The sequence below is a fragment of the Micromonospora sp. NPDC049374 genome, from assembly GCF_040677165.1.
Classification (GTDB): Bacteria; Actinomycetota; Actinomycetes; order Mycobacteriales; family Micromonosporaceae; genus Micromonospora.
Map to the genome: position 1 here is coordinate 206658 of NZ_JBFAQH010000004.1, position 14351 is coordinate 221008.

The following is a 14351-nucleotide window of genomic DNA, read 5'->3' on the forward strand; positions in this document are numbered from 1 at the left end:
CCGGGAATCAGCTGATCTCGGCGGTCGTCCAGCGGGCGGAGGCATTGGTGACCGGTGCCACGTCGCCGACCAGTGTGGTCGACGCCTCGACGTCGCGGCGCGCGCTGGTGCCGACCCAGAGGTCGACGTCACCGGGCTCCACCACGCGGGTGAGCGTCCGGTCGGAGAACGCCAGCCGGGTGGTGGGCACCGTCAACGCGACCGTGACCGACTGGCCCGGCGCCAGGTGGACCCGCTGGTAGCCGAGCAACTGCGCCACCGGTCGGGTCACCGACGCCACCAGGTCACGGCCGTAGAGCTGCACCACGTCGTCGCCGGCCACCGCACCGGTGTTTGTGACGCGCACGCTCACCGTCAGCGCCCCGTCGGTCGGCACCGTGGCCGGCACCGTCAGGTCCGCGTACTCGAACGTCGTGTAGGACAGCCCGTGGCCGAACGGCGCCGCGGGCGTCGCCAGCAGGTTGGTCACCTCGTTGCCGTCGCCGAGCGTGGGATGCAGGTACGAGTACGGCTGCGCCCCCGCGGACCGGGGCAGGCTGACCGGCAGCCGGCCCGACGGGTTGACCCGCCCGGAGAGCACGCCGGCGATCGCGCCGGCACCCTCCTCGCCGGGGAAGAACGTCTGCACCACCGCCGCGCAGCGGCTCAACGCCCAGTCGATGGCGTACGGGCGGCCGGTGAGCAGCACCAGCACGACGGGCCGCCCCGTCGCCAGCACCGCCTCGATCAGGTCCCGCTGCACACCGGGCAGCTCCAGATCGTCCCGGTCGCAACCCTCGCCGACCGTGCCGCGCCCGAACAGACCCGCGTGGTCACCCACGACAAGTACGGCGACATCCGCGGCGGTCGCCGCGGCGACCGCGGCGTCGAAGCCGGAGCGGTCGTCGTCGTCCACCTCGCAGCCGCGGGCCGAGGTGATCACTTCGGTGCCGAACTCGGCGCGTAGCGCCTCGAGCACGGTCGGCACCTCGATACCGGTCTCCACGTCGGGATGCTGCACGAGCACGTGGTTGAGGAAGGAGTAGCACCCGAAGAGGGCACCCTGTCGGTCGGCGTTCGGCCCGATCACCGCGATCCGTCGGCCCGCCGGCAGCGGCAACGCGCCCTGGTTGGCGACCAGGACGATCGACTTCTCCGCGAGGCTGCGGGCGATCGCCCGGTGCTCGGGCGAGTCGAGGTCGACCACCTGGGCGGGCTCGTCGGTGAAGGTGGCGTCCAGCAGCCCGAGTTCCAGTTTCTGCCGCAACACCCGCAGCACCGCCTGGTCGATCACCGACTCCTCGATCCGGCCGGCACGCACCGAATCCGCCAGGGTCAGGTACGCGTCGCCGGTGGGCAGCTCGATGTCGACACCGGCCGTCAACGCCTGCACGGCCGCGTCCGCGTGGTCACCGGCGACCTGGTGCAGCAGGTTCAGGAACGCCACACCGTAGTAGTCGGCCACCACCGTGCCGTCGAAGCCCCACCGGTCCCGCAGCAACCCGGTAAGCATCGTCGGGTCGGCGGCCACGGGCACTCCGTCGATCTCGGCGTAGGAGTGCATCACGGAACGCGCGTCGCCGTCGAGGATCGCCATCTCGAACGGTACGAGCAGCACGTCGGCCAGTTCGCGCGGACCGGCGTGCACCGGCGCGAAGTTGCGCCCGGCGCGGGAGGCGGAGTAGCCGACGAAATGCTTGAGCGTGGCGTGCACGCCCTGCGACTGAAGGCCACGCACGTACGAGGTGCCGACGGTGCCGACCAGATACGGGTCCTCGGCGATGCACTCGTCGACCCGTCCCCAGCGGGGATCACGGATCACGTCGAGCACCGGGGAGAGCCCCTGGTGGATGCCGAGCGCGCGCATCGACGCCCCGATCGCCGCAGCCATCTCGGCGACCAGGTCGGGGTCGAAGGCGGCCCCCCACGCCAGCGGGGTGGGGAAGGTGGCCGCCTTCCACGCCGAAAGCCCGGTCAGGCACTCCTCGTGCACGATCGCCGGGATGCCGAGCCTGGTCCCCGTCACCAGGTCGGACTGGAATTTCCACAGCCATGACGCCCGCGATACGGCCTCGACGGGCCGGGTGCCGTAGGCGCGGGTGAGGTGACCGAGCCCGTGCCGGGAAAAGTCTTCGAGCCTGCCGATGTCGCCGAACTCGCCCTGCAACGGCGCGACGGCCTCGCCCTCCACCTTCTCCCAGAAGCCGACGAGCTGCGCGATCTTCTCCTCGATCGTCATCCGACCCAGCAGTTCACGGACGCGCGTCTCGCCATCGGACCCGTACCGGTCGGGCCGGTCGTGGCCCGATCCTGTCTGGGCCGGCACCGGTGCCGGCCCGCCCACGACCTCGCGGACCTCAGTCATGCTGTGTTACCCCTTTGTGTTCGTGCCGCTGCCGCTCAGCCCTTGACCGCACCCTGGAGGCCACCGACGATCTGCTTCTCGGCGAACGTGAAGAAAATAAGTGCCGGCAGCATCGCCAGCGAGGTGAAGGCGAGGATGCCCGCCGTGTCGGAGGTGTACTGGCTGGAGAAGTTCTGCACGCCCAGCGGCAGGGTGTGCAGGCTCGCGTCACCGAGCACGAGCAGCGGCAGCAGGAACGCGTTCCAGCTGGTCACGAATGCGAGAATACCGACGGTGACCAGCGCGGGCCGCGACAGGGGCAGCAGGATGCGCCAGAGGAACCCGAGCCGACCGGTGCCGTCGATGGCCGCCGCGTCCTCCAGCTCGCGGGGGATGGCGGTGAGGAACGGTCGCAGGATCACGATCGTCAGTGGCAGCGCGAAGGCGACCTGCGGCAGGATCACCGCGTAGTACGAGTTGATCAGGTTGAGGTCACGCAGCATGAGGTAGAGCGGCAGGATCGCCGCTCCGGCCGGGAACAGCAGACCGAGGGTGAAGAAGGTGTAGAGCACCTCACGGCCCCGGAAGGTGTAGCGGGCCAGCACGAACGCGGCACAGACCCCCAGCACCACGACGCCGATCGTGGTGCCCAGGGACACCACGGCGCTGTTGAACACCTGCCGCCAGAAGTCACTCTGGGTCAGCACCCGGGTGTAGTTGTCCCAGACCCACGGGTCGGGCAGTCCGGCCGGATCCGCGACGATCTGCGGCGTGGTGCGGAAGCCGCCGATGATCACGTACACCACCGGGGTGATGGACACGGCGGCGACCGCGAGCGCCAGCGCGTAGGTGAGCGGGTTCCCCCACGACACCGGGCGACGCTTGGCGACTGGAGACAGGACGGCGTTCGCGGCCACGATCAGTTTGCCCTTCTGGTGATGGCGCCCTCGATGTCACGACGCAGGAGGAAGCGCTGGAACAGCACCGCCGCGACGAACGAGATGGCGAACAGGATGACCGCCACCGCGTTGCCGTAGCCCCACAGGCGGGCGAAGAACCCGTTGTCCACCATGTACGTCGCCATGGTGGCCGACGCACCCAGCGACCGGACCGCGGGCACGGAGGTCACCCAGATCACGTCGAAGACCTGCAACGAGCCGATCATGGACAGGAACATCCAGATCCGGATCGTGGGCCCCAGCAGCGGCAGCGTCACGTGACGCTGGATCTGCCACCAGCTCGCACCGTCGATGGCGGCGGCCTCGTTCAGCTCCTGCGGCACGTTCGACAGACCGGCGAGCAGGAGGATGATGGCGAAACCGACGTACTTCCAGGTGAGGACGGCCAGCATCGTCCAGATAACGATATCGAGGTCGGCGAGCCACGCCTGCACGAGGCTGCCCAGCCCCAGCGATTCCAGCATCGCGTTTACCGTGCCGGCGTCGGACAGCAGCAGCTTCCACATGATGCCGACGGTGACCTCGGCGAGCACGTACGGCACGAACGCCAGCAGCCGGAACAGCGTACGGCCGCGGAAGTTGCGGTTGAGCAGCAGGGCCACGCCCAGGGCGATGGGCCCCTGGATCAGCAGTGACCCGAACACGATGATCGCGTTGTTGCGCAACGCGTCGATGAAGATCGGATCCTGGAACGCCAGGACGTAGTTGTCGAAGCCGACGTAGTCGGTCGGCGGTCCGACGCCACGCCAACGGAACAAGCTGTAGTAGAAGGCAAAGCCCATCGGGACCAGCACGAACATCACGTAGACGATCACGGCTGGCGTCGTGAGCCCGATGATCTCGTACCACTTGCGTCGGGTCTCGGCGGCCCGAGCTGACGAGCGCCGGGCAGGCCGGGGTCCCGCCGGCGGCGCGGATGCGCCGCCGGCGAGGTCCAGGGTCGGGTTGGTCGAGGTCACTTGCGCGCGGCCGCCTTCATGGCCTCGACAACCTTCTCGGGGGTGCCGTTGCCGGCGAAGATGGCGACGATCGCGTCGTTCATCGCGTTACCGACGGTGCTGCCGAACGCCGTGTCCAGCCAGAGCTGCACGTAGGTGGCGCTGGTGGTGGCCTCCAGGATGGACTTCAGAGCCGGGTCCTTGACGCCGTCCTCGGCGCCCTTGGCGACCGGCAGGCCGGTGCCGGTCTCGGCGTAGCCCTTCTGCACCTCGGGGCTGACGATGTACTTGAGGAACTCGACGCACTCGGCCGGGGCGTTCTTGGCGCAGGCGAAGCCGTCGCCGCCGCCCAGAGCCGCCTTCGGGTCACCGGCGGAACCGGCGATGGCCGGAACCGGGAACCAGCCGATGAACTTGTTCAGCGCCTCCTGGTCCTCGGTGACGGTGTCCAGGGTGCCCTTGTTCCAGTCACCCATCAGCTCCATCGCGGCCTTGCCGTTGGCCAGCATGCCGTTGGCGCTGGTCGGGTCGTTCTGACCCGGCGTGGCGATGAAGTTGGGCTGGAACGGCTCGGTGTCGATGAAGGCCTTCAGGTCCTGACCGGCCTTGACGAAGCACTGGTCGTCGAAGACGTTCTCGAGGGAGGCCTTCCGCAGGGTGTCGACCGAGCAGGCGCGCAGCGCGAAGTTGTACCACCAGTGCGCGGCCGGCCACTTGTCACCGGCACCGACGGCGATCGGAATGACGTTGATCGCCTTGAGCTTCGTGACGGCGTCGTTCAGCTCGTCGAAGGTGGTCGGCGGAGCGGCGATGCCAGCCTGCTGGAACAGGTCCTTGTTGTACCAGATGCCCTCGATGCCCATCCGGTACGGCAGGCCGTACTGCTTGCCGTCCACCTGCCAGATCTCGACCGCGCTGCCGATGTTGGCAGCCTCGTCCTTGACCTGCTCGGTGATGTCCTTGAGGTAGTCGGCCTCCACCTGCTCGCGGATCTCGCCGCCGCCCCACGCCTGGAAGATGTCCGGCGGGTCGTTGCTCAGCAGCGCGGCGGGGAGCCGGGTGCGCTGGAGCTGGTTGGTCTCGATGCCCTCGATCTCGATAGTGACCGTGGGGTGCAACGCGTTGAAGTCCTTGGCGACCTTTTCCCAGTAGGTCTTACCGGGACCGTCCTGGGAGGCGTTGTGCCACCAGGTAAGCGTCACCGGGTTCTTGTACAGCTCGCTCTCGGCAGGTGCCTCGTCCTCACCGCCGCCACCGCAGCCGGCGACGAGTAGTGCGGTTGTCATGGACAGCGCTAGAAAGGTGGTTGCACGGCGCTTTATAGCCATCGATGTCTCCTCGACCAGTCAGTCGGGTGCTCGGCCTGAGCGAGTTTTTCAGTCGGGTAACCCAGTGTCAATCGGTGTCGATAACGTTTTCGACTCGTCTCCGTAACCGGCCCGATGGCCCTCTATCATCATCGACGTGGCGTTTCCCCAGCGTGTCAAGATGTCGGACGTAGCCCGCACCGCCGGCGTCTCCGTGGCGACCGTATCCAAGGTGGTGAATGGCCGTTACGGAGTGGCACAGGCGACCGTGGAACGGGTTCAGCAGGTCATCCGTCAACTCGGCTACGAGGCGAGCCTGGGGGCGCAGAGCTTGCGCAGCCATCGCACCAACGTCCTGGGCATCCTGGTCGCCGAGTTCGAGCCGTTCTCGACCGAGCTGCTCAAGGGTGCCAGCGTGGAGGTCGCCGGCACCGGCTACCAACTGCTGGCGTACTCCGGCGGCGACGGTGCCGGGACGGCCGTCGGTTGGGAACGCCGCTCGCTGGCCCGGTTGTCGGGCACGCTGATCGACGGCGCCGTGATCGTCACGCCGACCGTGGTGGAGACCAAGCAGGGCTTCCACGTCGTGGCCGTCGACCCGCACACCGGCCCGTCGGGGTTGCCGACCGTCGATTCCGACAACTTCGCCGGTGCCGTCCTGGCGACCAACTACCTGCTGTCCCTCGGCCACCGCCGCATCGGACACATCAGCGGCCGCCCCGACCTCGAATCGTCCCGCCTGCGCGAGGCGGGCTTCCGGCAGGCCATGGCCGACGCGGGCGTGACCGTGGACGAACGGCTGGTCCGGGTCGGCGGGTTCCGGATCGAGAGCGCCGCCGAAACCGCCGCTGAACTGCTCTCGTTGCCCGACCGCCCGACCGCCGTCTTCGCCGGTAACGACCTCTCCGCGATCTCCACGATCGACGTCGCCCGGAGCCTGGGCCTGTCGGTCCCCGACGACCTGTCCGTGATCGGCTTCGACAACATCCCGGAATCAGCGCTGGTCAACCCACCGCTGACGACGATAATGCAGCCGTTGCAGCGGATGGGCGCCGAGGCGTTGCGCCTGCTGGTCGACCTGATCGCCGGCGTCGAACGGGACACCCACATCCGGCTGCCCACCGAACTGGTCGTCCGCTCCTCCTGCCGCCCCCACGACCCCACCGACGCCTAGCCACCCCGCCGCCCGACACCCCGCACCCGACACCCGGCGCCCGACGCCCGACGCCCGGCGCTCGACGCCCGGCGCTCGCGAAATGCGGCATCTCGCGGTATCCCCGGCGCCGGAGACCCCGACATGCCGCATCTCACGAGCCAGGCCCAGAGGCCGAGCCAGGCCCAGAGGCCGAGCCAGGGCCCCGACGCGCTGAGGCGGTGGTCAGTGGCCGGCGAGGGCGGCGGCGGTGTCCCGGTCGAGTTGGCCGTCGGCGACGGCCACCCGGTAGTGACCGTGTCGGCTGGTGCCGGCCGGGATGGTCAGGGTCTGCTCGAAGGCGAAGGCCACGCAGACCCCCGGGTACATGGCGGTCCGGACGAACCACCTGTCGCCGTCACCGAGACCGCTGAAGACCAGGGTGTACGCGCCACCCTCCGGTGCCCGCGCCCGCATCGCCACCCACGGATCCGCGCACCCGTTGACCCGCTCCTCGCCGGTCAACCGGGCGGTGAAGACCTCGGGCGGTTCGGCCGCCACGGCACGCCAGAAGAACCCGCCGTAGCCCGCTCCGCCGGGGCGGCCGTTGGTGGCCGGGCTGCCCAGCGTGACGTCGCGGTCGGCGGGCGCGGTCAGGGTACTGGTCAGGTCGAGCCGCCACGCACCGTCGTGACCGGGCACCGCCGAAGCGGTGAGCACCCGCCGCTCGGCGAGCAGCACCCGACCCGTCGGGTCGCACCAGTGCAGCTTGTGGTCGAGCCGGTCCGCCGCCCGGTGTGCCCAGCCGGTGTGCACGATCCGACCGTGGTCGTTGCGCCAGGTGTAACCGGTGCCGCGCACGTACGTCCGCCCACCCCACAGGTTGGTGCCGGCCACGTCCTGCACGGCCAGCGACGCACCCAGGTGCCACACGTGATCGGCGGGCAGCACGTCGGTGACCGGGGTGCCGGCCAGAGTGCGCACCGGATGCAGGTACGGCCGGGGCCCGTGTCGGACGTCCAGGTCGGGGGCGAGCACGTACCGGGCGACCGGCGTGTCTCCGACGAAGAGCTGCGGATCGGCGCTGGCGCTGGTCACGAGAGCTCCGCGCTGGTCACGACAGCTCCGCGCGGGTGACCGGCCGACGACGGGCGACCGCGTGCACGGCGGCCAGCGCGTACCCGGCGAGGATCGGCACCGCCACCGGGGTGACCAGCACACCCAGCAGGACCACGACGACCGTGGTGCCGGCGAGTGCGGCCCAGTTCGCGGGGTGGTCGAGGCAGGCGCGGGCGGCCCGGGTGACCGCCGACCGCCACCCGGTGCCGCCGACGCGGCCCACCTCGACCACGATCGCGGCGGCGTAGCCGAGCAGCGCCGCCGCGACGACGATTGTGAGAACCAGCGCCACCGTACCGCCCGGGACACGGCCGGTGGCCAACGCGGCCAGGTCCGCGACGAGCAACCCGGCGGCGACCAACCCGATCAGGACCGCCGGTACGCCCGGCAGCAGGGCACGGCCGAAGCGCGACAGCGTACGCCGTGCCGGCGGCCAACTGCCGGTGGTGAGCCAGTCGTGCACGGCCGCGCTTGCGGTGCCGACCGCGGCGCCGGCGGTCAGCACCGGTGCCGCGGCGAGCACGGCCAGGATGCCCAGCAGCGCGAGGTCGGCGGCGTCGCTGACGGTGTCCCGCCAGTCCCGCCCCGACCCGCGCCGCTCGGCGCGAGCGTCAGCCCTTGAGTCCACTGGTGTTGATCCCCTCGACGAGCATCCGCTGGAAGGCCACGAAGAATCCGAAGACCGGCAGCAGGGACAGCACCGCCATGGCGAACATCGGCCCGACGGCACTCTGACTGGTGGAGTCGATGAACAGCGTCAGCGCCACCGGGACGGTGTAGTCGCTCAGGTCGGACAGGAAGACCAGTTGCCGGAAGAAGTCGTTCCAGGTCCAGATGAACGAGAAGATCGCGGTGGTGACCAGAGCCGGACGGCTCAGCGGCAGGATCACGTGCCGGAAGATGCCGAACGCGTTCGCGCCGTCGATCCGTGCCGCCTCGTCCAGTTCGCGGGGGATGCCGCGCATGAACTGCACCATCAGGAAGACGAAGAACGCCTCGGTGGCCAGGAACTGCGGGATCAGCAGCGGCAGGTACGGCCATTCCCCACCGACCAGGCCGAGGGTGCGGAAGAGGATGTACTGCGGCACGATCAGCACGTGTCCCGGTAGCAGCAGGGTGCCGATCATGACGGCGAACCACAGCCCGCGCAGCCGGAACTTCAGCCGGGCGAAGGCGTACGCGGCGAGCAGGCAGCTCACCGCGTTGCCGACCACGGTGAGCAGACTGACCATGGCGCTGTTGAGGAAGAAGCGGGCGAAGCTGACGTCGAAGTTGGTCCACCCGTCGGTGTAGTTGCCCGGGGTGAAGTTCCGGGGCAGCAGACCGATGTTGTTGACGATCTCCTCCTGCGACTTCACGGAGGTGCCGATCATCCAGAACAGCGGGTAGAGCACGACCGCGACGATGGCCAGCAGCACGATCAGCCGAAGCCAGGAACGGCTGCGTGGACGTTGCGGGCGGGTCGCCACGGGTGGGGCGACGGTACCGGCCACCATCAGCGGTCCTCCCCGTCGGAGTAGTGCACCCAGAACCGGCCGGTGCTGAAGAAGACCACCGTGATGATCGCGATGGCGATCAGGAACACCCAGGCCATCGCGGAGGCGTAGCCCATCTCCAGGTCGGTGAAGCCGGTGATGTAGAGGTTGAGCGTGTACATCAGGGTCGAGTCGACCGGCCCGCCGGTGCCGTTGCTGAGCACGAACGCGGCGGTGAAGCCCTGGAAGCCGTTGATGGTCTCCAGCACCAGGTTGAAGAAAATCACCGGGGAGAGCATCGGCAGGGTCACGTTGACGAACTGCCGGAACTTGCCGGCCCCGTCGACGGCGGCGGCCTCGTACAGCTCGGTCGGCACCTGCTTGAGCCCGGCCAGGAAGATCACCATCGGTGCGCCGAACTGCCAGATGGCGAGCACCATAAGCGTCTCCAGCGCCCAGTCCGGGTCGTTGACCCAGGGCTTGCCCTGGATGCCGAAGAGGGCGAGGAACGAGTTGAACGCGCCGTCCCGGTTGAACATGTTGACCCAGACGATGGCCAGGGCCACGCTGCCGCCGAGCAGTGACGGCAGGTAGAACAGGCCACGGAACAGCCCGACTCCGCGCCAGGCCCGGTTGAGCAGCAGCGCGACCCCGAGTGCCGCGGCCAGTTTCAGCGGTACGGCGATCAGGGCGAAGCTGAGTGTCACCCGTACCGAGTGCCACCACGAGGGATCGCTTGTGAACATCCGCTCGTAGTTGGCCAGCCCCACCCACTCCACCTCGGAGAACGGGGTGAGGATGTCGTAGTTGGTGAAGCTGAGGTAGAGCGACAACAGCATGGGTATCGCCGTGATGCCCATCAGACCGATGAGCCAGGGCGACAGGAAAACGTAACCGGCCAGACCTTCCCCGTGCCGGATCCGTCCGGTCCCGCGCCGGTTGGCGTCGGGTCGGACGGATCCGGTGCCGCGTCGGGTCGGGTCGGGCGCCGTGGTCAAGGCCACGAACTGCTCCTCTCCGGGTGGTGCGGCGGGTCAGGAGGCGATTGCCGCCTTGCATGCCTCGACGAACTGGGCGGCGGCCTCGGCGGGGGTGGCCCGGCCGTACTGGGCGTTCTCGGCGGCCTTGGTCAGCTCGGCGCGGACCTTGCTGTGGCCCTTGATCGGCACCTGCGGCGACTCGCCGAACGACTCGGCCAGCTCCGTCTCCACGGCGATGGACTGCTTCATCGCCTCGTCGGTGGTGTCGTCGCTGACCACCCGGCGCAGGTCCAGGTTGGACGGCAGGCCACGGTCGGTGCCGAGCAGCTTGACCGCGTCGGGGTCGTTCGCCAGGAAGTTGATCACGTCGACCGCGATGTCGGCGTTCTTGCTGCCCCGGAAGACCGACCAGTACATCGCGGCCCGGGCCCACTGGCCGCTGGGGTCACCCGGGTAGGCGATTACACCGAGTTCGTCGGAGGTGTTCTTCTTCAGCTCGGGCATCTGGTTGACCCACACCCAGGAGGTGGCGGCCTTACCGGTGACGACCAGTTGCTTGGTGATGTCGGTGGCGTTGCCCTCGTGGATGACGTCCGGGGTGGGGGTCGCACCCCGCTCGCGGGCGTCCTTCCACAGCTCGAACCACCTGGTCACGTCCTCGACGGTGAAGCCGAGGTCGTTGCCGGAGTACAGGTCCTTGCCCTGCTGGCGCAGCCACACCCAGAAGGCCTTGTCGACGGCGCTCGCGTCCATCGTGCCGGGCACCCCGGTCTTCTTGCTGACCTGCTCGGCCCAGGCGATGTGCTCCTCCCAGCTCATCCCGGTGGTCGGCTCGGGCAGGCCGTTCTTGGTCACCAGGGTCTTGTTGTAGACCAGGCCCTGGGTGTTCTCCCCGGCGGCCAGGCCGGCGAGCTTGCCGTCGACGACGCCGTACTGCCAGAGACTCTCCGGGAACTTGGAGGTGTCGAGGTCGCCGGACTGCTGGTAGGGGGTCAGGTCGAGGGTGGTGTTGCGGGCCGCGTACTCGGTCAGGTAGTTGTCGTCGATCTGGAAGATGTCGGGCGGGCTGCCGCCGGCGGTGAGGGTGGCCAGCTTGTCGAAGTAGCCCTGGTTGGCCTGCCAGGTCTTCTCGAACACGACGTCCGGGTTCTCCTGGGTGTAGAGATCCAGCGCCTGCTCGGTGAGCTGGGCGCGGGCCTCGCCACCCCACCAGAAGATCGAAATCTTGGTCTTCCCGTCGGACGCGGCGTCGTCGCCGCAGGCCGCGGCCGCGCCGACCAGCGGCAGGGCCACGACCGCGGCGAGCAGGCCGCGCAACAGCCTGCGGCGCAGCAGGGGGGTACGGTAGGTGCGCCCGTCGGGCGCGCTGGCGGTGGGGTGTGTTGCGGGGTGCATGTGCGCTCACTCCTTGGCGTTAGGAGGCGACCACGTCACCGGCGGCCACGACCGGGTTGCCCGGGTCCGCACGGCGATGCGGGCCCGGGCCAGCGGCAGCGGTTCCGGGACGCTCCCGGCCGGCGTAGGGGCCCGGCCCGGTGGAGTCGCGGATGACCAACTCGGTCTGGAGCATTACCTGTGCGGTGGTGCGACGGACGCCGACTGCCACGGTGGCACCGCCGCCCCGCGCGGTACGCGGGAGATCGGTGTCCTGTTGCAGCAACATGTCGACGGCCGTCCGGCCGGCGGCCGCGGTTGGCGTGGCCACCGTCGTCAGCTTGGGGCGGGTGAGTCGGCTCAGGGAGATGTCGTCGACGCCGACGACACTGACCTCCTGTGGTACCCGGACCCCGAGTGCGTCGAGCCCTTCCAGGAGGCCGATCGCCATCAGGTCGTTGTAGGCGAGCACGGCGGTGACGCCGGCCCGGCGGACCTGCTCCGCCTGGGCCAGGCCACCGGTCTCGGTGGGCGGGTTGGGGCCGAGCACCGTCAGGTCCGCCCCGGCGGCCCGGGCGGCGGCGCTTGCCGCTCGCCGGATCTCCCGGCTGGTCCAGGACCCGCGTGGCCCGCCGAGCAGCGCCATCTCCCGGTGGCCCAGCCCGGCGAGGTGTTCGATGGCCGACCGGGCGCCCTGCCCGACGTCCATCAGTACGCACGGCAGCCCGGCCAACTGTCGGTTCACCACCACCAGTGGCACCTCCCGGCTGAGCTGCTCGATCAGGCTGTTGCTCATCCGAGGGCTGCACAGCAGCACCCCGTCGACCTGCTTGGCCAACGCGTGGACCAGTTCCTCCTCGGCGGCGGCGTCCTCGTTGGTGTCGGCCACGAAGACGTGGTAGTCGCGGTGGCGGGCCTGGCTCTCCGCCGCCTTGATCAGTGGCGGGAAGAAGGGGTTGGCGATGTCGGCGATGATCAGCCCGATGTTGTGGGTACGGCCGGTGATGAGTGCGCGGGCGGCGCGGTTGGGCCGGTAACCCAGATCCTCGGCACACGCGAGCACCCGTACCCGGGTCTCCGGATTGACCAGGTGGGGTGCCGAGAAGGTGCGGGAGACGGTGGAGATGTGCACTCCGGAGGCCCGGGCGACGTCCCTGATGGTGACTGGCATCCAGGCCCCCTTCGTCGATGTGTCGGCGGTCACGGTGCCGCCAATTAATGCAAACGGTTGCTCCAGTGTCAACGGTGGATGGTTACAGCTGTGTTTCGGCGGCCCACACACCATATGCAGTTAAGCCTACGAAACGGGGCAAAGGCCGCCGATTTTCAGACCCTCGTTGACGTGAGCCGATCGACCGTGGTTACTTCAATGCAAAGGTTTGCAGGGAGATCGAGGAGGATCGGTAGGTGTCACCGCAACCTGGCAGACGCTCCCGGTACGCCGTGGTCGGCACCGGCGCACGCGCCGAGATGTTCGTCCGGGCGCTGGTGGGCGACCACGCCGACACCGCCGAGCTGGTGGCCTTCGCCGACGTCAACCAGGCTCGGATGGACGCCCACAACCGGTGGCTCGGTGAGCTGGGCCACCGGCCAGTGCCGACGTACCACGCGGGCGACTTCGCCGCGATGCTGGTCAAGGAGCACGTCGACGTGGTGCTGGTGACCTCCGTGGACGTCACCCACGACGAGTACGTGGTGGCCGCGTTGGAGGCCGGCTGCGACGTGGTCACCGAGAAACCGATGACCACCGACGCGCCGCGCTGCCAACGCATCCTCGACGCGGTACGCCGCACCGGCCGGCGGGTGACAGTGGCCTTCAACTACCGCTACAACCCGCTGCACGAGCAGCTGCGGCGGCTGCTGGCCGACGGCGCGGTCGGCGAGATCGGTTCGGTGCACTTCGAGTGGCTGCTCGACGTGCGCCACGGCGCCGACTACTTCCGTCGCTGGCACCGCGACAAGGCCAGCTCCGGCGGCCTGATGGTGCACAAGGCCAGCCACCACTTCGACCTGGTCAACTGGTGGCTGGATGCCACACCCGTGCAGGTGTACGCCGCCGGTCGGCTGTTCTTCTACGGTGACACCGGCCGCCGCCACGGCTACGCCCGCGACTACGACCGGGCGCACGCCTCGCCGGCCGCCGCCGACGATCCGTTCGCGTTGCGGCTGGCCGAACACCCCCGGCTGCGCGAGCTGTACCTCGACGCCGAGGCCGAGGACGGCTACCACCGGGACCAGAACGTCTTCGCCCCCGGGGTCAGCATCGAGGACGACATGGCGGTGCTGGCCACCTACTCCACCGGCGCGACCATGACCTACCACCTCACCGCGTACGCGCCCTGGGAGGGATACCGGGTGATGGTCAACGGCAGCCGGGGCCGCCTCGAACTGGAGGTCACCGAGAGCGAGTTCGTCAGCCCGGCCGCCGCCGGTGCGCTCAAGGGCGCCGCGCTGCACGGCGACCAGGCCGCCGACGAGGGTGGCACCGCCACGCTGACCCTGCGACCCTTCTGGTCACCGCCGCAACGCATCGAGGTCGACGGCTACACCCGGCACGGGCACGGCGGGGCGGACGCCCGGATGACCCAGGTGCTGTTCGGCGGCGTACCCGATCCGCTGCACCGCGCGGCCACCGCCCGCGACGGGGCGCTGGCCCTGCTCACCGGCCTGGCCGCGAACCGGTCCTTCGACACCGGCGCCCCCGTGCGGGTCGCCGACCTGCTCACCCTCGACTGACTCGACCA

The 14351-nt window shown here is 69.4% G+C and carries 12 protein-coding genes; 2 read left to right on the forward strand and 10 right to left on the reverse strand.

Annotated features, from left to right (window positions below; all coding sequences use genetic code 11):
- Nucleotides 1-7 precede the first annotated feature (7 nt).
- From AB0J93_RS09320 to AB0J93_RS09335, 4 genes are read right to left on the reverse strand one after another with little or no spacing between them, the layout of a single operon-like run.
- Nucleotides 8-2344: a glycoside hydrolase family 3 N-terminal domain-containing protein gene (locus tag AB0J93_RS09320; RefSeq protein ID WP_363919860.1), complete on the reverse strand. Its 2337-nt coding sequence runs from the start codon at nucleotides 2342-2344 to the stop codon at nucleotides 8-10.
- A gap of 35 nt (nucleotides 2345-2379) precedes the next feature.
- Nucleotides 2380-3246: a carbohydrate ABC transporter permease gene (locus tag AB0J93_RS09325; protein WP_363920241.1), complete on the reverse strand. Its 867-nt coding sequence runs from the start codon at nucleotides 3244-3246 to the stop codon at nucleotides 2380-2382.
- A complete protein-coding gene (locus AB0J93_RS09330) occupies nucleotides 3243-4241 on the reverse strand; it encodes a sugar ABC transporter permease (RefSeq protein WP_093402620.1) in 999 nt (332 codons plus the stop codon). The genes AB0J93_RS09325 and AB0J93_RS09330 overlap by 4 nt, the downstream gene beginning before the upstream one ends.
- Nucleotides 4238-5506: an extracellular solute-binding protein gene (locus tag AB0J93_RS09335; protein WP_363919863.1), complete on the reverse strand. Its 1269-nt coding sequence runs from the start codon at nucleotides 5504-5506 to the stop codon at nucleotides 4238-4240. The genes AB0J93_RS09330 and AB0J93_RS09335 overlap by 4 nt, the downstream gene beginning before the upstream one ends.
- Nucleotides 5507-5708: 202 nt before the next feature.
- Here AB0J93_RS09335 and AB0J93_RS09340 point away from each other — a divergent pair, with 202 nt between their 5' ends.
- Nucleotides 5709-6701 carry a LacI family DNA-binding transcriptional regulator gene (locus AB0J93_RS09340; RefSeq protein ID WP_363919865.1) on the forward strand — a complete coding sequence of 331 codons (993 nt, stop codon included), beginning with the start codon at nucleotides 5709-5711 and terminating at the stop codon, nucleotides 6699-6701.
- A gap of 204 nt (nucleotides 6702-6905) precedes the next feature.
- Here AB0J93_RS09340 and AB0J93_RS09345 read toward each other — a convergent pair whose 3' ends face one another.
- From AB0J93_RS09345 to AB0J93_RS09370, 6 genes are read right to left on the reverse strand one after another with little or no spacing between them, the layout of a single operon-like run.
- Nucleotides 6906-7757, reverse strand: a complete 852-nt coding sequence (locus AB0J93_RS09345; RefSeq protein ID WP_363919867.1) for a PmoA family protein — start codon at nucleotides 7755-7757, stop codon at nucleotides 6906-6908.
- Between the two features lie 16 nt (nucleotides 7758-7773).
- Nucleotides 7774-8406, reverse strand: coding sequence for a hypothetical protein (locus AB0J93_RS09350; RefSeq protein ID WP_363919869.1), 633 nt, complete (start codon nucleotides 8404-8406; stop codon nucleotides 7774-7776).
- The gene (locus AB0J93_RS09355; RefSeq protein WP_363919872.1) at nucleotides 8390-9274 is read right to left on the reverse strand and encodes a carbohydrate ABC transporter permease; all 885 of its coding nucleotides are present in this window, start codon (nucleotides 9272-9274) and stop codon (nucleotides 8390-8392) included. The genes AB0J93_RS09350 and AB0J93_RS09355 overlap by 17 nt, the downstream gene beginning before the upstream one ends.
- On the reverse strand, nucleotides 9274-10257 hold the full coding sequence (locus tag AB0J93_RS09360) for a sugar ABC transporter permease (RefSeq protein WP_363919874.1): 984 nt from the start codon (nucleotides 10255-10257) through the stop codon (nucleotides 9274-9276). The genes AB0J93_RS09355 and AB0J93_RS09360 overlap by 1 nt, the downstream gene beginning before the upstream one ends.
- A 30-nt stretch (nucleotides 10258-10287) precedes the next feature.
- Nucleotides 10288-11628: an extracellular solute-binding protein gene (locus AB0J93_RS09365; RefSeq protein ID WP_363919876.1), complete on the reverse strand. Its 1341-nt coding sequence runs from the start codon at nucleotides 11626-11628 to the stop codon at nucleotides 10288-10290.
- Nucleotides 11629-11647: 19 nt separating this feature from the next.
- Nucleotides 11648-12778, reverse strand: coding sequence for a LacI family DNA-binding transcriptional regulator (locus AB0J93_RS09370; protein WP_363919878.1), 1131 nt, complete (start codon nucleotides 12776-12778; stop codon nucleotides 11648-11650).
- Nucleotides 12779-13014: 236 nt separating this feature from the next.
- Here AB0J93_RS09370 and AB0J93_RS09375 point away from each other — a divergent pair, with 236 nt between their 5' ends.
- Nucleotides 13015-14343 (forward strand): Gfo/Idh/MocA family oxidoreductase, encoded by a 1329-nt coding sequence (locus tag AB0J93_RS09375; protein WP_363919880.1) that lies wholly within the window; start codon nucleotides 13015-13017, stop codon nucleotides 14341-14343.
- Nucleotides 14344-14351 lie beyond the last annotated feature (8 nt).